Genomic DNA, 22,223 nt, shown 5'->3' with positions numbered 1-22,223 from the left:
GCTATGAACTTTTGTTCCCGACGCGTTACGTTAAGGCGTAACGCGCTGAAATACAAAGGTAATGCAGAGTTATTGCGCATTCATTTTTGTTGAAATATTGCGCGATATGCTATTGTCCAACCACTCTTCAATAGCAGGTGGAAGAGTTGCCTCTTTACATGAAGGGATATCATGCCAGTTTTGATTCGCGGGGATTCACAAATGATCGTGCTCGAAAGATCGTACAGCACAGCCACTCTGGCCCGAAGGTTTGAAATCATTGATGAGATACATTTCAACAATGTCGATATGTTGGTCATTTATGATGAAAAAATTCCGTTTATCGCCATTGCAGAAGCCCAAACAAGAACAGACAACCGGGGCGAAAAACGACACCACGTGGTCGCTACGCTGGAACTTGCCCGTCGGAAGAATGACGATGAAATTCTCGAAATTCGCCAGTTTTGGGAGGACCAGCAGACGTTTCAAATTGAAGGGGTCGTCGTCAATCCTGAAATGCGAGATTACCGTTTAGCGACTTTGCTTTATGAAACACTAGTTGTTAAAAAGAATCTCACTTTGATGAGTGACAACGATCATTATGCCGGTGGACGGGCCCTGTGGAAACGTCTTGCACAGGACTCGACAGGGTTAGTGGTGTTCGTGCTCGATACTGAAAAAGGGCAGTTTTATCCTTACGACGGCACCAAAATGCGTTATGACGGCATCAGTATCCCTGAGTCTGCAATCTGGAGTCACCACCCTGATAAAGTGCACTGGCCGGTTGTTTTGATTGCGCAAAATAGCGAGCGCCTTTCAACGCTTTCTGTTCGCTAACGCATACATCCTGCTTTCAGCGGCGAGGGCGAGTAAGTTCGGATCGTGCTCGCGGCTGTGTGGGAAGACCAGCGAAATCGTCTGGCGCATCTGGTAAGCCTCAGCCAGCGGCAGGAGTTTGACGGTATTCTCATACACCCCTTTCATTCTGCCAGGAATTAACGTGTAGCCCACACCGGCCTGTACCAGGCTTAGCATCGAGAAAATATCATTTACCCGCGTCACAATGTCCGGTTCAAAACCAGCCACCTGAAAGGCTTCCTGAAACCCGTGGTAAGTTGCGAAACCTTCAGCCAGCGAGACGAATTTCTTCTGCTTAAAATCCCGTAAATCAGCCGTGCCTTCTGAGGCCAGTTCTGCGCTGGCGGGGGCGGCGAGGAAAATATCGTCCTGAAAAAGTGGCAGTTGATCATAACGCCGGGCATCTACCGTCGAATCACTGGTTGAAATCAGAATCGCATCCAGCTGACCGTCTTCCAGTTTGTGCAGTAAATCATTGTTGGAGCCCATCACCAGTTCCAGTTCTAGCTCCGGCCTGCGCAGTTTCAGCCCCATGATCAGGCGCGGGATGGTTTCCAGCGTCAGGGAATACAGCGTGCCCACTTTCAGGCGTTTATCCCCAAAACCGGCGGCGCGCTGCGTGGCTAAAATACCGTGTTCCATCTGCTCAATAACTTGTGTGGCGTGTTCGAGCAATGCTTCGGCAGCGGGCAGTGGTAAGAGGTTGCGGCCTCGATGGATAAACAACGGACAGCGCAAGCCCTCTTCGAGGGAATGCAGGGCACGATGCACGCTGACGCTGCTCAGACCGAGCTGCTCAGCAGCCCGGGTGATGTTTTGCTTTTCCATGTAAACGAGGAAAATTTCGAGTTTACGGAAGGTAATTTCACTGTCGATCATTCAGGCTCCTGCGGCACATTAATGGCCGTTGCGACCTGTCGATGATAGCTGAATAGCCGCAACGCGACTATTCAGTAAGAGCAGAAGCCGGGATCAGTTGGTGAGGGTGTAGGAAACCGTCTGGCATTTTTTGCCTTCGGCGCAACTTTGACAGCCGCCACTCTGGCAGCTGTCATCAGCTTCGACGGGTTGCACTTTACGCATCGCCACCAGCCGTTCGAGCATCGCCTGCACCAGAGGTTGCGGCGCGTTAAGCTGATGACTGAGCTGACGGGCATCTGCGCGGCCAGCCAGTGCCAGTGTGTCGCGGACCTGAATTAATGTCGTCATCTCGCCTCCTAGTGGCAATCGCTGCCTGTTGCCGGTTCACAGCATTCCGCCATATTTCGCGGTTGCAGATGAACACTGACGCGGCTACGGGCTTTACGCAGGCTGGTTAACACCACAGCATTGAAAATCAGGACGATGAGGATAATCCCTCCGCTATATGCCGGATGTTCGCTGAATGTTGCCGCCTGATAGAAAAGCGTAGCCAGAGAATAAGCCACGTTCAGCCCCCAGAAGATGGAGAATGTCATCCAGCTGCGGCTGGTTTCGCGGGCAATTGCCCCCATCACCGAGACACAGGGAACATAAAGCAGCACGAAGATCAGATAGCTGTAAGCCGAGACCGCAGTACCAAATTTGGTGCTCATTACGCCCATCGAGCTGACCCCCATTTCGCCGTCACCTTTGCTGGCTTCGATAGGGTTAGACAGAACAGTGACGCTGAAAGTATCTTTCAGACCTTGCCAGGTTTGCTGTACGGCGCCACCCAGTTCATCGAGCAGATGGAAGTTAGCTGCATCGAATTCTTCATGATGGATATGCTCTGCGGTGTACAGCGTATTCAGCGTACCGACCACCACTTCTTTCGCCATTGCCCCGGTAACCAGACCGACCGTCGCCTGCCAGTTATCAGGGTGTACGCCCATTGGGATCAGTACCGGCGTCAGTACTTTACTCACTGATGCCAGCGCCGAATCATTGATACTGTCGACAGCTTTGCCACTGAAAGAGAAGCTGTTCAGCGCACCGATGAAAATACTCGCAATCACGATCACTTTACCCGCCCGCAGCACGAAACCTTTCAGGCGTTGCCAGGTTTGCAGCAGCAGGCTTTTCAGATGCGGAACGTGATAGACCGGTAATTCCATCACAAAGGGTGAAGCTTCACCGCGCATGACGGTGTATTTCAACACCAGACCGGTCAGGATCGCGACCACAATACCCAGCAGATACAGTGAGAAGACGACAGATGCGCCGTCCTGACCGAAAAATGCCGCAGAGAAAACAGCGAAAATTGCCAGGCGCGCACCGCAAGACATAAACGGTGCCATCATGACGGTGATCAGACGTTCGCGCGGGGCATCCAGCGTACGGGCACCCATAATCGAGGGCACGTTACAGCCAAAGCCCACAATCAACGGAACGAACGATTTACCCGGCAGGCCGAGTGATTGCATCAGGCGATCCACGACGAATGCCGCACGTGCCATGTAACCTGAGTCTTCAAGGAATGAAAGGAACAGGTACATCATGCCGATTTGTGGCACCAGCGGCAGCACGGTGTTAATACCTCCGCCAATCCCCTGGGCCAGGAAAATCGTCAGCCACTGCGGGAAGTGCAACATAAAGCCAATCCATTGCGTGCCCTGAATGAAAATCGCCGCTGAACCAATATCAAAAATCGGTTGCAACGCACCGCCGATGTTGATCGCCAGCACAAACATCAGATACATCACCAGCAGGAAAATCGGTACCCCCAGGAAACGGTTGAGGATCACGCGATCCAACGCCTGAGTCAGTTTATTCGGTGCAGTGAGGTGTGAGTTACTGACAGCGGCGCAAAGCGTGGCAATGCTTTGATAACGCGCATCGGCAATCAGCAGTGCGGGGTCGTCTACATTCTGATCAATCAGACGGGCTTTTACCTGAGGCAGTAATGCCTGCGCGTTCCCGGCATGTGTCTGGCTGTAAATATCACCTTCAAGAATTTGCAGCGCCAGCCAGCGACGCTGCTGTAACGCCATATTTTCAGGCATTGCCGCAGCCAGCACGTCGACTTCTTGTTGCAGTACAGGGTGATAAGTCACCCGTTCAAGCTCAGCAACCTGCGGCCGATTGTCAATCGCAGCTTTCAGTTCTTTGATGCCGCTGGCCCGCGTGGATACCAGTGCTACCACCGGGCAGCCCAGGCGGGCAGACAGCGCCGGAATATCAATGTTGATGTTCTGGATTTTGGCAATGTCGAGCATGTTGAGTGCGACGATGCACGGCACGCCCAGTTCCAGCAATTGCAGGGTCAGGTACAAATTGCGCTCAAGGTTTGAGGCATCCACAACGTTGATCATGAGATCAGCGTCGCCGCTCAGAATGTAATGGCAGGCAATTTGTTCATCGAGCGAGGTTTGTTCGGAGATGGTCGTCAGGGAGTAAGTCCCCGGCAAGTCCACCAGCGTGATCTGATGTTCAGCGGTGGTGAACTGGCCTTCTTTACGTTCTACGGTGACGCCAGCCCAGTTGCCCACGCGCTGGCGGGCACCGGTTAACTGATTAAAAAGAGTGGTTTTACCTGAGTTTGGATTACCAATCAGGCCGATAGTCAATGGTTTCATACGTTAAAGTCTACGCGTGAGAAAGGGGAAATGCGGGGAGCTAACGCCACCCGGCCCAAAAAATAGAGGCTAAGCGGCCTGATGTTTACGATCAGGCCAACATCTCGAGTTTCAGCAGGTCGAGATCTTTTCTACGCACAACCAAACTGGTGCGGCGGGTTTCTATCTGAACCGGATCGCCCATCGGTGCGACGCGGATTATGCTGAATAGCGAACCCGGTAGCATGCCCAGCGACAACAGTTTCTGGCGGTATGCCGGGCTGATTTCATGCGAAAAGCCGGTAATTCTGTAAGCACGCTGTGATTTAAGCTGCATAGTGAGTTTTCTCCCAAAGAGACCCCGGAAAAATAGAGAAGGTGCCAGAGTGTGAACACTGCGGCACCGCGCTTCCCTGCCCGGTGATTCCACTTAATTGCGACTGACGTGTGTTGCAAAAAAATGCTCAGAAATTGTCCCTGGTGCCAAATTGTCAGTTCGAGACTGACCGCGTAATTGAATACATAAAGAAGTACAAACGAGAATAGTTATCATAATTAGTACGCTTGTGGAGACAAAATAAAAGAGGCAGTCCTCTTCACGTAAATCTCTACAGCGGCGCTATCCTAAGCCCGTGCGAGGCCCGTTTTATTGATTTATCTCAGTGATTGATTCAATAGGGAGGAGTTTAAAAAGTGTCGAAAAAAGATACAGAAAAAAGCCGCTGAATTTCAGCGGCTTTGGTATGGCGGGGGAAAAGCAGAAAATTAGCGTTTTTTACCGAGTGCGGCGGCCAGTGCATCGGCCATTGCATTATTCCCGGCCGGAGCGGAATTACGGCCCGACGGTTTGTTTGCCGCAGGACGTTTTTGCGCATCACGGTTATTGCCTGACGCCGGTGCAGAGGAACGGCGCGCCGGGGATTCACCCGGTTGTTCGTCCAGGCACATGGTCAGGGCGATACGTTTGCGCTGCAAATCAACTTCCATCACTTTGACTTTAACGATGTCGCCGGCTTTCACCACGGTGTGCGGGTCTTCGACGAATTTGTTCGCCAGTGAAGAAATGTGCACCAGCCCGTCCTGATGAACGCCGATATCCACGAACGCACCGAAGTTGGTGACGTTAGTGACCGAGCCTTCGAGGATCATGCCCGGCATCAGGTCATTCATGGTTTCCACGCCATCGGCAAAGGTCGCGGTTTTGAACTCAGGACGCGGATCGTGCCCCGGTTTTTCCAGCTCTTTGATGATGTCGGTAACGGTCGGCACACCGAATTTGTCGTCGGTGAATTCACTGGCTTTCAGGCCGCGCAGCGCGTTGGAATCGCCCATCAGTTCTTTCAGCGCCAGCTGTGTGGCGGCCAGAATGCGTTCGACGACCGGATAGGTTTCCGGGTGAACCGTTGAGGCGTCGAGCGGATTATCGCCGTGGTTGATGCGCAGGAAGCCCGCGCACTGTTCAAAGGCTTTTGGCCCCAGACGGCTCACTTTCAGCAGCTGTTCGCGGTTGCGGAACTGCCCGTTTTCGTCGCGCCAGTTAACGATATTCTGCGCCATCATGCGGGTCAGGCCTGCAACACGGGTCAGCAGCGGAACCGATGCGGTGTTCAGATCCACACCCACGGCGTTCACGCAGTCTTCGACGACTGTATCGAGTTTCTTCGCCAGCAAACTCTGGCTGACGTCGTGCTGGTACTGGCCGACACCGATGGATTTCGGGTCGATTTTCACCAGCTCGGCCAGCGGATCCTGCAAACGACGGGCAATGGAGACCGCACCGCGAATCGACACGTCCAGATCCGGGAATTCCAGCGCGGCCAGCTCGGAAGCGGAATAGACGGACGCGCCTGCCTCGCTGACGATCACTTTCTGCGCAATCACTTTCGGGAATTGTTTTTGCAGATCAAGGAAGAAACGTTCGGTCTCGCGGGAAGCGGTACCGTTGCCTATCGCCACCAGCTCAACGTTATGTTTGATGCACAGCGCGGCAACCTGCTGCGCCGCTTTCGCCGCCTGACCGGTATGGGGATAAACCGTATCGATATCCACCAGTTTGCCGGTGTTATCCACAACGGCGACTTTTACGCCGGTACGCAGGCCCGGATCGAGGCCCATGGTGGCGCGCATTCCGGCCGGTGCGGCCATCAGCAAGTCGTGCATATTGCGGGCGAAAACGTTAATCGCTTCGTCTTCGGCGCGTTCACGCACGGTGCCCATCAGCTCGGTTTCGAGGTGCAGCAGCACTTTAATGCGCCACGTCCAGTTCACCACCGCGCGACGCCAGACGTCGGCCGGGGCGTTGTTCAGACGCAGGCCCAGATGATCGATAATCAGCTGTTCGGCGTAGCTTTCTTTTGGCGGTTCATCGTGTTGCGGATCGGCATTCAGCGCCAGCTGCAGGACGCCTTCGTTGCGGCCGCGGAACATTGCCAGCGCGCGGTGTGAAGGTACCTGAGAAATCGGTTCATGGTGATCGAAATAATCGCGGAATTTCGCGCCTTCCTGCTCTTTGCCTTCGACCATACGGGCAGTCAGATGCGCATTTTTCCACAGGTAATCACGGACTTTCGCCAGCAGAGACGCATCTTCGGCAAAGCGTTCCATCAGAATGTAGCGTGCACCATCGAGCGCGGCTTTGGTATCGGCGACGCCTTTTTCGGCATCGACAAATTTAGCGGCGGTGGTTTCCGGCTCGTTCTGCGGTTCATTCCACAGCAGATCGGCCAGCGGCTCAAGGCCTGCTTCAATCGCAATCTGCCCGCGCGTACGGCGTTTGGGTTTAAACGGCAGATAAAGGTCTTCCAGCTCGGTTTTGCTCAGCGTGGTGTTAATGGCTTTAGCCAGATCGTCGCTCAGTTTGCCCTGATCCTCGATGGATTTGAGGATGGTCTGGCGGCGGTCTTCCAGCTCACGCAAATAGCCCAGACGTGTGTCTAACTGACGCAACTGGGTATCATCCAACCCACCGGTGACTTCCTTACGATACCGCGCAATAAAGGGCACGGTATTACCTTCATCCAGCAGACGCACCACGGAAGCAACCTGCTCCGGGCGAACCTGCAATTCACTTGCGATAATGCGGCTCAGTTGATCATTCATAGGTCGGGTATCAGTTTTTTCGTTAGTGAGTGACGTAAATACAGGGCACCGTTATACGATTTGAAGACTGAAAATGCCAGCCGTCGGGACGATGTGCCTCACGTTTTGGGCGTTATCTGATTATTTGCCGTAGTCGATTTCATTGACGTACCAGGTCGCATCGCCGACCGGCGTGGTGACCACCAGACTGTCGCCGACTTCCTTTTTCAGCAGCGCGCGCGCCATCGGGGAGTCGATAGAAATGTAGTCTTTGCGGCCAAAGATTTCGTCATAACCGACGATGCGGAAGCGCTTGATATCGCCGTCGTCATTTTCCACTTCCACCCACGCGCCGAAGAACACTTTGCCGTCCTGCTGCGGTGAATAATCGACAATGCGCAGTTGTTCCAGGCATTTGGTCAGATAGCGGATGCGGCGGTCGATTTCGCGCAGACGTTTTTTGTTGTACTGATAATCGGCATTTTCACTGCGGTCGCCCAGACTGGCGGCCCAGGTCACCTTTTTGGTGACTTCCGGACGCTCTTCACGCCACAGAAAATCCAGCTCAGCTTTGAGCTTGTCGTAGCCTTCGCGGGTAATCAGTTTAGTCTTCATATCCTCTGCCACTGTCCTTAAAATTCTTTCGCCATTGTTTCACACAATTGCGTTGCTGGCAGTGCAGAAATCGACCGAAAAAACGGGCGGCCTGCTACGCTTTATCTGATGGCTTTTTAGTCGGATAGTTATTATCCTTCGCCGCGCTTCTTGCGAATTTTATATTCCGTAACACATTTCGCAATATTCTGAATTTCAAAATATTTTTCTTAAATATCACTTCAGATTATGGGTCATAGGGATTAGGGGTACAGCTACAAATGGATTTACTCAGATTCTTACTTCGTTTGCCTTTTACATTGATAAAAGGCGTCCTTCGCGCGCTGGCTTTTATTTCAGGTCTGCTCGGGCGCGTCATTAAACCTGTTGTCGGCAATATCGACTGGCGTGCGCCGGTCTGGTGGACGGCAATGTCCGGCTGGCTTAAGCGCGGATTTACGCGCATTGAAAGCGGCGCCGATAAACACCCGAAAGCCATCAGTCTGGCCATTCTGGTGTTGCTGTGCGCGGCAGGTGCGGGCGTTTACGGCTGGCACTGGTGGTTAAACCGTCCGCAGCCTATCGAACCGGCACCGATGGTGTATCAGGAAACCAGCGTGCGGGTCAGTAACCCGGAAGCGATTAATTATGCCGCGCAAAAAATTGCGCCTCAGCAGGCCATATTTAATTTTAGAAATTCAGCTGCGCCGCTGACGGATGTCGGCAAAGTGGTCGAAAAAGGCATTTCGCTGAAACCGGCCACCGAAGGGGAATGGAAATGGATCAGCGGTTATACGCTGGTTTTCACGCCAAAAAATCCGCTGCCGATGGGCACAAAATACGAAGTGAGTTTCACGCCTGACGTATTGCTCGCGCCGCAAATCAAACTGGCGACCACGCGTTATGAATTCACCGCGCCTGCCTTCGATTATCAGTCCGGGACCGCCGAGTATTATCAGGACCCGCAGGATCCGCAAAAACGCAGCGCGATTTTCAACGTCAAATTCAATGCGCCGGTGGATGTGGCCAGTTTTGAGAAACAAATCTCTCTGGGCCTGAGTGAAGGGAAAGCCAAAACGGAATCCAAACTCAATTTTTCCGTGGTCTACGACCAGAAAAAACTCAACGCCTGGGTGCATTCCGAACCGCTGAAATCGCTCGATCACGGCGGCTCTGTTCACATGACGATAGGCGAGGGCGTGAAGGCGTCGGTGGCATCAAATGCAACCACGCAGGCACGTAACGTCTGGGTTTCCGTGCCAACGCTTTACAGCCTGGCCGTGAGTGACGCCAGCGCGCAGGTGGTCGATGCCGACGGCGCGAAAGGTCAGCGTGCGCTGATTATCGGGTTCAGCGATGCGGTGAAAGATAAAGATATCCGCCGCGCGGTAAAAGTCTGGTTGTTACCGCAGCACGATCCGAACGATTCAGAGGCCGCAACCGGCCCGGACGATTACGCCAGCTGGAATGTGGACAGTGTCGAAAATAACGTGCTGGCGCAATCCACGCCGCTGAATATCCAGCTGAACGAAGCCGAAAGCGACTATCAGCCGCAGTTCAGTTTCCGCTTCGATGCGCCCGCGCACCGCGCCATGCTGGTGGAAATCGACAATGTCCTGACGTCTTCCGGCGGCTATAAAATGCCGGAAAAAGTCTACCGCATTGTTGAAGTCCCGGATTATCCGAAGTCTCTGCAATTTATGTCGCAGGGTTCGCTGCTGTCGGTGAACGGTGACAAACAAATCAGTGTGGCCGCGCGTAACGTGCCGGGAATGCGTCTGGATATCAAACGCGTTATCCCAAGCCAGCTGCAACACATCGTGTCATTTAAAAGCCGTGAATATTCGTCGGCGGAATTTAACCGTCTGAATGACGAGTATTTTACCGAGCATTTCAAATATCAGACGGCGGTGAATAACGACAAACCGGGTGAAGTGAATTATCAGGGCGTCGATCTTTCCCGTTATCTGTCCACCGATCCGGGTTCGCATCGCGGCGTATTCCTGCTGACGCTGTCGGAATGGGATCCGAAGAAGAAAGAAGAAAAACCGGCAACCGATGACGACGGTTATCAGTATCAGGATGACGATCAGAGCGGAGACGAAGCGCCGGTCGGCGATTCCCGCTTTGTGGTGGTCACCGATCTGGGGATTATTGCCAAGCGTTCGCAGGATAAAACCCGCGACGTATTTGTGCAGTCGATTCACAGCGGTACGCCGGTCAGCAACGCCAAAGTGTCGGTTATCGCGAAAAACGGCGTCACGCTGCTGACGCAAACCACCGGCGCTGACGGGCATGTGCGTTTCCCGGCGCTGGATGTTTACACCAGCGAGCGGCAACCGGTGATGTTCCTGGTCGAAAAAGAGGGCGATGTTTCGTTCCTGCCTGCCGACCGGAATAACGACCGCGGCCTCGACTTCTCGCGGTTCGACGTGGATGGCGAAGAAACCCCTAACGACCCGCGCACGCTGAGCAGTTATCTGTTCTCCGATCGCGGCGTTTATCGTCCGGGCGACACTTTCAATATCGGTCTGATCACCCGCGCCGCCGACTGGAGTATGGGCCTGGCCGGTGTTCCGGTGCGCGCTGAAATCCACGACCCGCGCGATAAGCTGATGAGCACAGTTCCGCTGACGCTCGGTGCCAGCGGTTTCAACGAACTGAGTTATACCACCGACGACAATTCACCGACCGGCGAATGGAACGTTTATCTGTACCTGATCGGCAAAGACAACGAATCTTCCGTGCTGCTGGGCCACACCTCCGTCAACGTGAAAGAGTTCGAGCCGGATCAGCTGAAAGTGAAATTGCAACTGACGCCGGAACGTAAGCAGGGCTGGGTGAAACCGACGGAATTACAGGCCAATATCGACGTGCAAAACCTGTTTGGTACGCCTGCGCAGGATCGCCGCGTGACGTCGAAACTGACGCTGCGCCCGATGTATCCAAGTTTCGACGCGTTCCCGGACTATGCGTTTTACGAGAATCGCCAGAACAGCGACGGGTTTGAAACCAATCTGGAAGACCGCACGACTGACGAAAAAGGCACGGCGAATATTCCGCTGGATCTGAAATCTTATGCCGATGCGACGTATCAGCTGCAACTGCTGTCAGAAGCCTTTGTGGCCGGTGGCGGGCGTTCAGTCTCTGCGACCGCGCGGGTTCTGGTTTCGCCGTACGATTATCTGATCGGTGTGAAACCGGACGGCGATTTGGGGTACATCAACCGCGGCGCGGTTCGTCATCTGAACGTGATTGCCGTTGATCCGACCCTGAAACAAATTGCCCTGCCTGCGCTGAAAGTGGCGCTGATTGAACAGAAATACATTTCGGTTCTGACTAAGCAGGATTCCGGCGTTTATAAATATCAGTCGAAAATGAAGGAAGTGCAGCTTTCGGAACAACCGCTTTCGCTCACCGCGCAGGGCAACGACCTGACACTGGCGACCGACAAACCGGGGGATTTCGTGCTGGTGGTAGAAGACGCGCAGGGCAAAGTGCTTAACCGCATTGCGTATACCGTCGCGGGCAACGCCAACCTCAGCCGTTCGCTGGATCGCAACGCCGAGCTGAAGCTGAAACTCAATCAGGCGGAATATCAGCCGGGTGAGGAAATCGAGGTGTCCATCAACGCGCCGTATACCGGCAGCGGGCTGATCACCATCGAGAAAGACAAAGTTTACAGCTGGCAGTGGTTCCACACGGATACCACCAGTTCCGTGCAGAAAATCCGCGTGCCTGCCGGAATGGAAGGCAACGGTTACATCAACGTGCAGTTTGTGCGTGATGTGAATTCCAATGAAATCTTCATGAGCCCGCTGAGTTACGGCGTGATGCCGTTTAAAATCAGCACCAAAGCGCGCCAGAACTATCTGGAAGTAGATGCGCCGGAAGTCATTAAGCCGGGCGAAAACCTGGCGATGACCGTCATGACCGATGGCCCGCAGCAGGTTGCGCTGTTTGCCGTGGACGAAGGTATTTTGCAGGTGGCGCGTTATCGCCTGAAAGATCCGCTGGAATATTTCTTCCGTAAACGCGAGCTGGGCGTGGAAAGTTCGCAAATCCTCGACCTGATCCTGCCGGAGTTCAGCAAGCTGATGCAGCTGGCGGCAGCGCCGGGCGGTGACGGCGGTGAAGGGCTGGATCTGAACGTCAATCCGTTCAAACGCAAACGCGACAAACCGGTGGCGTACTGGTCGGGTATTACCGAAGTGAACGGCGAGAAGCAGTTTGATTATCAGGTGCCGGATTACTTCAACGGTAAAATCCGCGTGATGGCGATTTCCGTCACACCGGACAAAATCGGCAAAGCGCAAACCTCGGCGACCGTGCGCGATAACTTCATCATGACGCCAAACGTGCCCGCAATGGTCGCGCCGGGCGATGAGTTTGATGTCAGCGTCGGCGTGAGCAATAACCTCGAAGGGCTGAACGGCAAGAGCGTGGCCATCGCCGTGCATCTGGCGGTGCCGCCGCAGCTGGAAGTGGTCGGTAAAGCGGATCAGAACCTGTCTCTGGCTGAAAAACGTGAAGGCGTGATTAATTTCCGCCTGCGCGCCAAAGCCGTGCCGGGCGATGCGCCGCTGGTCTTCGAAGCAACATATGCCGATAAAACCAGCAGCCGGACCATCAGCACATCGGTTCGCCCGGCCATGCCGTTCCGCACACAGTCAGTGATGGGGCGCATGAGCGGCAGCAGCCAGACGGTCGATAATCTGCGTCAGATGTTTGATGCTTATGCGGTGCGCAAAGCTGCGGTTTCCAACTCACCGCTGGTGCTGACCAACGGGCTTTCACAGTATCTGGCGGATTATCCGTATTATTGTTCTGAGCAGATTGTCAGCCGTTCGATTCCGATGATCCTTGAAGGTCAGCATCCGGAAATGAAAGGTTCGCTGAGTCAGGCGGAGACCAGCAAAAAACTGAAAGACATGCTGGCGATCCTGCGTTCACGTCAGAACGACAGCGGCGCGATTGGCCTGTGGCGTTCATCGCCGCAAACCGATCCGTTCGTCACGCCTTACGTGGTGCAATATCTGCTGGAAGCCAAAGCTGCGGGCGTTTCGTTACCGGCCGGTATGCTCGATGAAGCCAATGCGGCACTGCGCGAGCTGGCGGCCAGTCAGAGTGATGATTTGTACACCCTGCGTCTGCGTGCCTGGGCGGTTTATCTGCTGACGCGTCAGGGCGAAATCACCACCAGTTCGCTGGCGTCGGTGCAGGACACGTTGCAACAACGCTATCCGGACACCTGGAAAACCGATCTCAGCGCGCTGTATCTGGCATCGTCCTATCGCATGCTGAAAATGGATGATGAAGCCAATACCCTGTTGCAACCAACGTGGAAGCAGCTGAGTAAGGCGTATGACAAAGCCTGGTGGACGCAGAGTTACTTTGACCCGCTGGTTCAGGACGCGACGCGTTTGTATCTCATCACGCGCCACTTCCCGGAGAAAGTGTCTGCCATTCCGCCACAGGTGCTGGAGAACATGGTCAGATCGCTGAAAGAGGAACGTTACACCACCTATTCTTCGGCAATGAGCATTCTGGCGCTGGAGAGTTATTCCACACAGGTCGCGGCGCAGGCCACGGCACCGGACGCGCTGAAAATCACGCAGATCAGCAAAACCAAAAATGTTGAACCGCAGCTGATTTCCAGCGTTCAGGGGCTGTTTGCAAAAGCCAATTTCACCGCCGATGCGAAGGCATTGCGCGTGGAGAATGGTAACGACGCACCGGCGTGGTACGTGGTGACGCAGGCCGGTTTTGACCTCGCCGCGCCGAAGAAAGCTATTTCGCGCGGGCTGGAAATTACCCGTGATTACACCGATGAACAGGGTAAACCGGTCACGCAAATTACGCTGGGGCAGAAAATCAACGTTCACCTGAAAATCCGCGCCAATTCGAAAGAAGGGCAGGATAATCTGGCGATTGTCGATTTACTGCCGGGCGGATTTGAAGTGGTACAGCAAACGCCACCGGAACCGGAATCTGACAGCAGCGATGAAAACAGCGATGCAGAAGCTTCCGCATCCTGGCAGTCACCGCTGGCAGCCTCCGGCTCGACGTGGGCGCCGGATTACAGCGATATTCGCGAAGATCGCGTAGTCATTTACGGCAGCGCCAGCACCGATGTGCAGGAGTTTGTGTATCAGATCAAAGCCACCAACACCGGCAGTTTCATCATCCCGCCGGCGTATGGCGAAGCGATGTATGACCGCGAAGTTCAGGCGCTGTCCGTCAGTGATCAAAAACTGGTGGTCATCCCGGCAGACGAACCCGCTGTTGCTAAAAAATAATAGACCGCAGACTACGCCCCGCTGTTTTAGCGGGGCGTAACTGACGCTGAGTAGCAAGATGAACACCTTTCCTCTTTTTTTCAAAACAGCCAAACGCCTTCTGCAAAATATCGCCATGGCGGTTTTTTTACTGGCGCTGCTGCTTCTGGCGTGCCGCCTCTGGCCGCATCCGCCGCTTTCTCAGGGGCAACCTTTTTCATCCGTCTATTATGACCGGCAGGGTACGCTGATGCGCATCACGCTGGCGAATGACGATCGTTATCGCGTGTGGACGCCGCTGGAACAGGTTTCACCGTTGGCAGTAAAAGGCCTGTTGTTACACGAAGATCGCTGGTTTTACGTCAATCCGGGTTTCAATCCGTTCAGCCTGATGCGGGGGTTCTGGCGCAGTTATGTGGCGGGCGGAAAAATGCAGGGTGGTTCGACCATCACCATGCAGCTGGCGCGGATGCACTGGCATCTCAATACCCGCACGCCGTCGGGCAAGATTATGCAGGTTTTACGTGCGGTTCAGCTGGAGCTGAGTTATTCCAAGCACGATATCCTCGAAGCCTATCTGAACTACGCGCCTTATGGCCGCAATATTGAAAGTATCGGCGCGGCCAGCCTGATTTATTTCGACAAAGCCGCGAAAGACCTGACATTGCCGGAAGCGCTGACGCTGGCGGTTTTGCCGCAGTCTCCCAGTTACCGCATTGATGCCAAAACCGGCGTGCTGGGCACGGCACTGACGCAGGCACGTAACCGGCTGTTTGGCCGCTGGCAGGCGCATTACGCGACCGACAGCAGCCAGATTTCATTGTTCAAACTGCCGCTGGCGCTGCGTCAGCCGGAGCAGATGCCGTACATCGCTCCGCACTTTATCGAGCAGCTTCGCCAGCAAAATCAGCAGCTGGTTCAGACCGATAACCGCGTGGATACCACGCTGGACGCCGGTTTGCAGCGGTTGATCGAGCGGCAGGTCAACGCCTTTATCACGCGCAATCAAAGCCGCGGGATCCATAATGCCGCCGTCCTGCTGGTGGATACCCGCGACATGGGCGTGCGGGCGCTGGTGGGATCGGCGGATTATTACAACCGTGAAATTCAGGGGCAGGTGAACGGCACGAATGCCAAACGTTCGCCGGGCTCGGCGCTTAAGCCTTTTATTTACGCGCTGGGAATGGAGCAGGGCGTGCTGCATCCGATGACCATCCTGAAAGATGTGCCTTCGGCGTTCGGGGCTTATGCGCCGGAGAACTTTGACCGCCGTTTTCTCGGGCCGGTGACGGCGACCGACGCCCTGAACTTCAGCCGCAATATTCCGGCGGTTTACGTCGCGTCACAGCTGCGGCAGCCGACGTTCTACCAGTTTCTGCGGCTGTCCGGCATCGCGGATATGTCGAGCGAAAACCACTATGGCCTCTCGCTGGTGCTGGGCGGCGGTGAAGTGACGATGCAGGAACTGGCAAAACTGTATGCGCTGCTGGCGAACCGTGGCGTGCTGCAACCGCTGCGGATGCAAAAGAGCGATCCGGCTGTTACGACGCCAGTCAGATTGCTCAGTGAGGAGGCCAGCTTTATGACGCTGGACATGCTGCGTCAGCATCGTCGCCCCGGTGATACGCTGGCTCAGCAACCTTCCTCGTTACCGGTTTACTGGAAAACCGGCACCTCGTGGGGGTTCCGCGATGCCTGGAGTGTCGGGGTTTTTGGGCCGTACGTTCTGGTGGTCTGGGAAGGCAATTTCGACAGCAAAGGCAACAACGTGTTTGTGGGCGCTGAAGCCGCTGCACCGCTGTTCTTCAATATCATCGACAGCATTAACGCCAGCTATCCCGCTTTGCAGGAGCCCCGGCATCCGTTCCCGAAACAGCTAAAACGGGTCGATATCTGCCTTGCCAGCGGGGATTTACCGACGCCGTGGTGCCAGCAAAAAGGCAAAACCTGGTTTATTCCCGGAAAATCACCCATCAAGGTCGATACGGTTTATCGCCCTGTCAGGCTGGATAAGCTGACCGGTGAAGTCGCGTGCCCGCCTTATGAAGAAAACGAAACCCGCACGGAGGTGTTTGAATTCTGGCCGTCAGATCTGGCCAACGTGTTCGCCCAGGCAGGGTTACCAAAACGCAAACCGCCAGTGAACCACTGTAAAGATGAAGGCGTGGAGGTCAGCGGAAATCCACCACGCATTACGTCCCCGCTTAAAAACACGGTCTATACACTGCGGCAATCGCAGCAAGGGCGCGACAGGATTTCGTTCAACGCGGTGACGGATGCGGACAGTAAAACGGTCTACTGGTTTGTCGATGATATTTATCTCGGCAGTTCTGCCAGTAAATCGGCCATCGACTGGCGGCCCATCAACAACGGGCAATATCGAATCCGCGCCGTCGATGATCATGGCCGCGCCGACAGCCGGTTAATCAGTATTGAGATTTTGAATTAAGCGGGGAAATCAGGCAGCGGATCCGCTGCCTGACGTCATTACCGGATGTCGACGCGAAGTGTCGCCGTCGCGTCGAATTCGCCGGCATCGAGTTCACCGCCGACCAGATTGATCGGGAATGTGGTCAGGGTGATTTTCCCCAATCCGTTCTGGTTCATGGGTAAAATACCTTGTGCAAAGGGCATGTAGGTCCCACCCGCATCCTGTACCACAATGCCGATATCCGCCTTATTATCGGAAGGGCGGCGGCGTGCCACCAGGTAATACTGATTCTCAACATCCAGCCCCTCAAGGATCATCATGAGTTTGTCGTTGGCCGGGATGGCCGGCAATCCGCTTTTTGCGCAGTTATATTTGATATCAAAGGTCACGGGCCGGTAGCCTTCCGGAGGCGTTTTTATCTTAGTGAAACGGCTGCTTTGAATTGTGCCAAAACGGACGGAGATAATTTCGCCCTCATTGATCTCACAGTTCTGTGGCACCGTCAGCGCTCCGCTGAGATATAAAATTGCAACCGGTGATCCCAGCGGGGGGGCTGTTGTGTTTACTGTTGCTGAAGATGCATATACCCGGGCAATTTCAACGCGCGGGAGGGTGAGCTCACCAATAAAAGGCGTCGTAATGTAAAGGGTTACCTGGCCCTGTGAACCCGTGATCAGGTTATCTTGTGTGCTCTGTTGCGCACAGATGCCGGTATTTTCCTTGTCCCAATGGTGTGTCCCGTCACTGACGGCTTTGGTGGTCGGAACGGTAACGTTGCCATTTTTAGGGATGGCAATCTGAGTCATCACGTCGAGATGATCATTAATTTTGAAGTAGTTCGTGGTATGGCCAAGCGGGAGAGAGGTTTGCAAACTGTACATAATCAGCACGCCATTTGCGTTTGATGCATCTGCCGCTGAACAGTTGCAGGTAATCTGATAGCTTTGCTGGCCGCTGTTGAGTGACTCCGTGATCATGCTGCCTCGCGAATTCTCATTGCCGTTCAGGTCACGTAAAATAGAATTTTCATAAGCCGTCGCACTGCCATTTCTGGCGTCACAGGTGGCAGAACCGGCGAGTGCGGGTAATGCATAAGGGCCAGAAATCCCCATAATCAGTGCAAATAAAACGCTTTTTTTGTGGTTCATGTTTTTATCCTTAAATGCATGAGGCCGTGACGGATTGCACCGATGACGCAACGGGCTTCAGGTTTATGCTGGCTTTGCATTGCTGGTTAGCCGCAACCCCCCACTTCACATGTAATCCCATCTGCGTGTTGGTTTTTATGCCGGAGAGATAGAGAACGCCGCCGTCATCGACGATGTTTTCCAGCGATTGATCTTCACTGACCGCGATGGCACCAAAAGGCACTGTCGTACCGTCTGTCCGTACCAGTTTGATTAAGGCGCGGGCGCCTGTGTGGGCATCGAAATGTGCTACAACCATTGCACCTTTATTAGGAATGACTAATTCAGACGTATTGGTTACATCGACTTCATCAGGCAGGGTTGTGGTGTCGAGAACGATGCGATTTTCGGTATAAGACGTGAGGTAAGGAACGACAGCGTAGCCGCGCCAGTCTGTCCGGAGGCCCGGCTGGTTTTGCACTCTTGCACCACTCGCCCCATTGGCATCAATCAGGGCAAATGAATCCCCCAGGGGTTGGGAAAGTGTCACACCATGGGCATGGGCGATGACGCCACCGGCAACGCCATAGCTGACTTGTTGCAAATCGTTGTCGTAATAATAACCGGCGTTCAGCGTGCCGTAGGATGACCGGTAGGCGGAATTAATATTGCTGCTGTCATTTCCCCCTTGCCGGGTGTGACTTTGCTGAAGCGAATAACTGAGACGGTGATCGTCAAGAGCGGTTCCACTGAGGCCGATTTGCTGGCGGGTTTCGCCTTCTTTATCGTGAGTAATATTGTAGGTCGCCCAGCTTTGTGGCAGCCACCGGCTTAGCGGAACACGAATATTCAGCGCTATCTGCTGATCATTCTCTTCACCATCGAGCTCGCTGTACGAATAGGACAGGTTATAGCTGATGCCGTACAGGGTGGCGTTCATCCCAAGGGCAATATTTTTCTCTTTGTTGCTGTCACGCCAGTAGTCCTGCTGATAAGCCGACGCGTACAGGCTTGTCCCCTCCCAAAGCGCCTGATTAGCACTGATCTGATATTTGCTGCGCTTATGACCCGCTTGCGCGGCGTTATCCTCAGACTGATTCGCTTCATCGAAATCGTAGAATCCGCGGGTGGAATAACGATAGCTGGCGAGTGAAAAGTTAGTATCCGTTGCCTCGATGTTTTTAGAATATTGGACACGATAAGATTGCCCGGTGCTGTTGCGGTTGTTGTCCAGCGTGGTTTGAGCTTGCGTGATATCGACAGAAACTGAACCTAAAGACAGCAAGCTGAATCCGACGCCGGCCATCCCGGAAAGGTAATCAGGGGATAATAAGCTACCGGCATACGTGGTGATCTCATTCGAAATACCGTAAATCACCGTACCTTGCGCAAAGTCTGGTTCTTTGTCGTCATTGTTATTTGAACGATAGCGTCCTGCGGTGCCACTGTATTTCAGGCGTCCCGGGCGTTGCATCACCGGCACGGACGAAAAGGGTTGATTAAACCTTCGCTCGGTTCCGTCGGCTTCTTTTATGGTGACTTCGAGGTCACCGCTGTAAGAAGACGGATAAAGATCGTTAATTTCAAATGCACCGGGCGCGACATAACTTTGATAGATGATGTAGCCATCCTGCCGGATAGTGACCTCCGCGTTGGAGTTAGCAATCCCGCGGATTGTGGGAGCAAAACCCCGCTGACTGTCTGGCAGCATATTGTCATCAGAAGCTAACTGAATACCTGTGAATTGCAGGCTGGGGAACAAATCGCCAGGGGTGGCGCTTTCGCCGATCAAAAACTGGGACTTAAGACTTTTGATGTCACGCTGAGCGTAAGTGGAAATAGCATCCCAGCTTTGCTGACCGTCACCGCTGCTGTAGGTGCTGTAATTACGTAACCGCCACGCGCCCAGATTTAGCCCGTTTTGCATATTCAGGTACTGGCTGGAATCATCGCTGCCATTTTTATTTTTCCGCTGAGCCCCGGAGAAAGCGTAGTTAGAAAACAACACCGGCACGCCATCATCCCATCTTTTCGGGTCGACATAGCCGCTGGCTTTTTGATCCATCGCTGCCTGCGGAATGCTGATATCAAGACGCATCCGGTTAAAATCGAATTTCGTGGCTGCTGCGGGAATGTACTGAGCTAGCGCATTCAGAGGCGCATCATGCCGGTGACTGACCAGAGAAGGGAATGCGTCGACCCTGACGTTCAGCGCTCTCAACAAATCAGGCGTTATTTCAGGTGTCAGTGAGCCATCAGGCATCTGGTCATAGCGGATTTGCTGCTGAAGGACCCTATCCGTGTTGACGTAAATAGCGGTGTCATAAATACCGGCCACCTGAGCTTTCTCCCCCCGGGAAAAAATCGAGAGGTCAACGTTGTCGCCCGGTTGCCCGTTATGTTCAAGTAACTGCGGGTCGAAATAGACCTCTTCTGCCCGGGCAACATCTGTAATCAAAGCCGTCATTGGGAACGTGCAGCTCAGGAATAGTGTGACGATATGACGTTGCCGGCGGGCGCAGTTTTCCTGCTTTACTGCATTCGGTGAGTTATCCATATTCATTGTTGCTGAGTCCCTGAAGAGATTTCTGATGCAGGTGGATTTCTGAGTAAACATTAAGAAATCAAAGGGTTCTCTTTTCCGGCGGGGTATCACCGCCGTAATCATTGATGGCGCTCCATTCAATGTTATTGCCGGTGTTATTCGCAGGAAGATTCACGTTGATCTGGCCGCCGGGTGCGATCATATCCGTATCTTTTAGTTCGGTATTGCCAACGGTCAGGTAACTGAACACAACATAATAGGAAGAGGGATTAGTGATTTTGAGCTGGCCGTTAGCACGTGAAAACGTCAGTAGTTTATACGCGTCATAAGCTTTCCCCTGTAATCCTTCAGGGCGGTAAAAGAGTTTTATTCTGGTCTTAATCACTAACCTTAACTCGTTAGTTTCATTTTTTGGGGTAGAGGGAATAGCTCGTACATTAATATAAAATACGGATTCTTTGTCTTGCGGTAATTGAGCGCCTGTATATGAAATCCTAAGATTATTGTCATCGTTTGCATTCAGGCGGAATAGCGGTGGGGTGACAACAAACGGGCCGCGAGTTTTACCGTCTCCATTATCAATCCAGGATTGAATTAAAAAGGGTTTATTTTCCGATCTATTGCTGAGAGGCAATGAGGCTTCTCTTTTATTGGCATCATAAATAATTCGGGTGCGGCCGACAAGGATCCCACCGCCATAGCTCAGTTGTATAGAAAGGATAAATAAAATAGAGAACTTCATTAGCCTGTTGATAGCATTGCGCATGTGATTATTAGATCCAGTAATGAACAGGTCTTATTTATTGTAATGATAGGGCTGGTGAGCTCACAGACTGAGCCCGCCAGCTTCATTGCAGATTAACGATAATCAAGAGTGACATTGACACTTGCATCGGCCGGGCCCGGGGTGATTTCATCCGGCTTTTTGAATGACTGATAGTTTGCCAGCAGATTGACATCCATCGTTGCGGCTTTGATGTCATAAGTGATAGTCGGCAAGGTATTGAGCAACATAACGGCTTTTGTGTTGGCGTCCAGAATTTGAATACCTACGCCATCCGCCATGGTATCGCCGAAGCTATTGCCTAATTTCACAAGGTTAGGATGGGTTGCATCAACCGTTTCAGCTTCCAGCCAGATACGAAAGTGTGGGAGAGGGTCACCTTCTGTTTGTGCTACCGGGCAGTTAGCCAGCGGCAGAGTGAAAAGAATATTTGGGGAGGTATCGCCAATTTCCCGGAATTGAGCTGCTGAATATGTACCTAACGGCACTTCAACATCATTCCCCCCATTAATGACACACGCAGTTTTAATAATTGCGCCAGAGAAGTTAATTCTTCCATCAATCGCATAGCTATTCCCGGCTAATGCCAGAAGTAGTCCGCTGACCATAATCTTGTATGTCATTTTCATTGTTGCATCCATTCAGAAATTAAACGTTAAAGGTAGTTTCACGGAGTTTATCAGGAATTTCATAAAATCACTGATGGAATATCCGTGGGGAAAGATTCTATCAACTGTTTTATGTATGAGATAGGGAATGTTAATTTGCCGGGTGATGTGCTGTTCTAAAATCGATCAGTGGTATTCATCCGGAATAATATTGTGTGATTTTTAATTCAATTAACTGATTTTTCGCTTTTTTCTAAATACGCTGCACTCGCCTTCTAAATAAATCGTTAATATGTTTCGGTTAGCTGAACTATTTAATTCTATTACAACAGAGGGGGCGTGATTGAAAGTAAATTTAAAAGCACTAATTGTGAAATTTGCAGATCCTTTTAAGAATGTCTTCTTTCATTTAAACATCCCTTCTTA

The 22,223-nt window shown here is 53.0% G+C and carries 12 protein-coding genes and 2 pseudogenes; 4 read left to right on the top strand and 10 right to left on the bottom strand.

Features of this window, described 5'->3' with window-relative positions:
• The first annotated feature begins 171 nt into the window (after nucleotides 1–171).
• Nucleotides 172–816, top strand: a complete 645-nt coding sequence (locus CWS43_RS13660; RefSeq protein WP_101077484.1) for a hypothetical protein — start codon at nucleotides 172–174, stop codon at nucleotides 814–816.
• Here CWS43_RS13660 and CWS43_RS13655 read toward each other — a convergent pair.
• The 6 genes from CWS43_RS13655 to greB all read right to left on the bottom strand — a co-directional run bounded on the left by CWS43_RS13655 (nucleotide 796) and on the right by greB (nucleotide 8,045).
• On the bottom strand, nucleotides 796–1,716 hold the full coding sequence (locus tag CWS43_RS13655) for a LysR family transcriptional regulator (protein WP_101077483.1): 921 nt from the start codon (nucleotides 1,714–1,716) through the stop codon (nucleotides 796–798). The two genes, CWS43_RS13660 and CWS43_RS13655, sit on opposite strands and share 21 nt — an antisense overlap.
• 93 nt (nucleotides 1,717–1,809) lie before the next feature.
• The gene (locus CWS43_RS13650) at nucleotides 1,810–2,046 is read right to left on the bottom strand and encodes a FeoC-like transcriptional regulator (RefSeq protein WP_101077482.1); all 237 of its coding nucleotides are present in this window, start codon (nucleotides 2,044–2,046) and stop codon (nucleotides 1,810–1,812) included.
• An 8-nt stretch (nucleotides 2,047–2,054) separates the two neighbouring features.
• Nucleotides 2,055–4,373 (bottom strand): Fe(2+) transporter permease subunit FeoB, encoded by a 2,319-nt coding sequence (gene feoB, locus CWS43_RS13645; protein ID WP_101077481.1) that lies wholly within the window; start codon nucleotides 4,371–4,373, stop codon nucleotides 2,055–2,057.
• A 91-nt stretch (nucleotides 4,374–4,464) separates the two neighbouring features.
• Entirely contained in the window at nucleotides 4,465–4,689 is a 225-nt protein-coding gene (gene feoA / locus CWS43_RS13640) for a ferrous iron transporter A (RefSeq protein WP_101077480.1), read from the bottom strand.
• 428 nt (nucleotides 4,690–5,117) lie between these two features.
• Complete coding sequence (locus tag CWS43_RS13635; RefSeq protein ID WP_101077479.1) at nucleotides 5,118–7,451, bottom strand: Tex family protein; 2,334 nt, start codon at nucleotides 7,449–7,451, stop codon at nucleotides 5,118–5,120.
• Nucleotides 7,452–7,571: 120 nt separating this feature from the next.
• Nucleotides 7,572–8,045, bottom strand: coding sequence for a transcription elongation factor GreB (greB, locus tag CWS43_RS13630; protein WP_101077478.1), 474 nt, complete (start codon nucleotides 8,043–8,045; stop codon nucleotides 7,572–7,574).
• Nucleotides 8,046–8,305: 260 nt separating this feature from the next.
• Here greB and CWS43_RS27790 point away from each other — a divergent pair.
• From CWS43_RS27790 to pbpC, 3 genes and pseudogenes are all read left to right on the top strand, one after another.
• A pseudogene (locus CWS43_RS27790) lies at nucleotides 8,306–10,061 on the top strand (alpha-2-macroglobulin family protein); the annotation flags it as partial.
• Between the two features lie 68 nt (nucleotides 10,062–10,129).
• Nucleotides 10,130–14,323, top strand: a pseudogene (locus CWS43_RS13625) (alpha-2-macroglobulin); the annotation flags it as partial.
• Nucleotides 14,324–14,381: 58 nt separating this feature from the next.
• On the top strand, nucleotides 14,382–16,751 hold the full coding sequence (gene pbpC, locus CWS43_RS13620) for a penicillin-binding protein 1C (RefSeq protein ID WP_101077476.1): 2,370 nt from the start codon (nucleotides 14,382–14,384) through the stop codon (nucleotides 16,749–16,751).
• A gap of 38 nt (nucleotides 16,752–16,789) precedes the next feature.
• Here pbpC and CWS43_RS13615 read toward each other — a convergent pair whose 3' ends face one another.
• The 4 genes from CWS43_RS13615 to CWS43_RS13600 all read right to left on the bottom strand — a co-directional run bounded on the left by CWS43_RS13615 (nucleotide 16,790) and on the right by CWS43_RS13600 (nucleotide 21,818).
• Nucleotides 16,790–17,881 (bottom strand): fimbrial protein, encoded by a 1,092-nt coding sequence (locus CWS43_RS13615; protein WP_101077475.1) that lies wholly within the window; start codon nucleotides 17,879–17,881, stop codon nucleotides 16,790–16,792.
• 10 nt (nucleotides 17,882–17,891) lie between these two features.
• A complete protein-coding gene (locus CWS43_RS13610; RefSeq protein WP_101077474.1) occupies nucleotides 17,892–20,423 on the bottom strand; it encodes a fimbria/pilus outer membrane usher protein in 2,532 nt (843 codons plus the stop codon).
• Between the two features lie 61 nt (nucleotides 20,424–20,484).
• Nucleotides 20,485–21,171, bottom strand: coding sequence for a molecular chaperone (locus CWS43_RS13605; RefSeq protein WP_232776964.1), 687 nt, complete (start codon nucleotides 21,169–21,171; stop codon nucleotides 20,485–20,487).
• A 92-nt stretch (nucleotides 21,172–21,263) separates the two neighbouring features.
• The gene (locus tag CWS43_RS13600) at nucleotides 21,264–21,818 is read right to left on the bottom strand and encodes a fimbrial protein (RefSeq protein WP_101077473.1); all 555 of its coding nucleotides are present in this window, start codon (nucleotides 21,816–21,818) and stop codon (nucleotides 21,264–21,266) included.
• Nucleotides 21,819–22,223: the final 405 nt, after the last annotated feature.

Source organism: Rahnella sp. AA (genome assembly GCF_002834385.1).
Classification (GTDB): domain Bacteria; phylum Pseudomonadota; class Gammaproteobacteria; order Enterobacterales; family Enterobacteriaceae; genus Rahnella.
The sequence above is the reverse complement of the archived record's forward strand: the minus strand, read 5'-3'. Positions and strand labels throughout refer to the sequence as shown.

What these genes read in the sequence shown, in the direction of transcription:
- CWS43_RS13660 (WP_101077484.1), top strand. Translation starts at nt 172, where the DNA reads ATGCCAGTTTTGATTCGCGGGGATTCACAAATGATCGTGCTCGAAAGA.
- CWS43_RS13655 (WP_101077483.1), bottom strand. Translation starts at nt 1,716, where the DNA reads ATGATCGACAGTGAAATTACCTTCCGTAAACTCGAAATTTTCCTCGTT.
- CWS43_RS13650 (WP_101077482.1), bottom strand. Translation starts at nt 2,046, where the DNA reads ATGACGACATTAATTCAGGTCCGCGACACACTGGCACTGGCTGGCCGC.
- feoB (WP_101077481.1), bottom strand. Translation starts at nt 4,373, where the DNA reads ATGAAACCATTGACTATCGGCCTGATTGGTAATCCAAACTCAGGTAAA.
- feoA (WP_101077480.1), bottom strand. Translation starts at nt 4,689, where the DNA reads ATGCAGCTTAAATCACAGCGTGCTTACAGAATTACCGGCTTTTCGCAT.
- CWS43_RS13635 (WP_101077479.1), bottom strand. Translation starts at nt 7,451, where the DNA reads ATGAATGATCAACTGAGCCGCATTATCGCAAGTGAATTGCAGGTTCGC.
- greB (WP_101077478.1), bottom strand. Translation starts at nt 8,045, where the DNA reads ATGAAGACTAAACTGATTACCCGCGAAGGCTACGACAAGCTCAAAGCT.
- pbpC (WP_101077476.1), top strand. Translation starts at nt 14,382, where the DNA reads ATGAACACCTTTCCTCTTTTTTTCAAAACAGCCAAACGCCTTCTGCAA.
- CWS43_RS13615 (WP_101077475.1), bottom strand. Translation starts at nt 17,881, where the DNA reads ATGAACCACAAAAAAAGCGTTTTATTTGCACTGATTATGGGGATTTCT.
- CWS43_RS13610 (WP_101077474.1), bottom strand. Translation starts at nt 20,423, where the DNA reads ATGAATATGGATAACTCACCGAATGCAGTAAAGCAGGAAAACTGCGCC.
- CWS43_RS13605 (WP_232776964.1), bottom strand. Translation starts at nt 21,171, where the DNA reads ATGCGCAATGCTATCAACAGGCTAATGAAGTTCTCTATTTTATTTATC.
- CWS43_RS13600 (WP_101077473.1), bottom strand. Translation starts at nt 21,818, where the DNA reads ATGAAAATGACATACAAGATTATGGTCAGCGGACTACTTCTGGCATTA.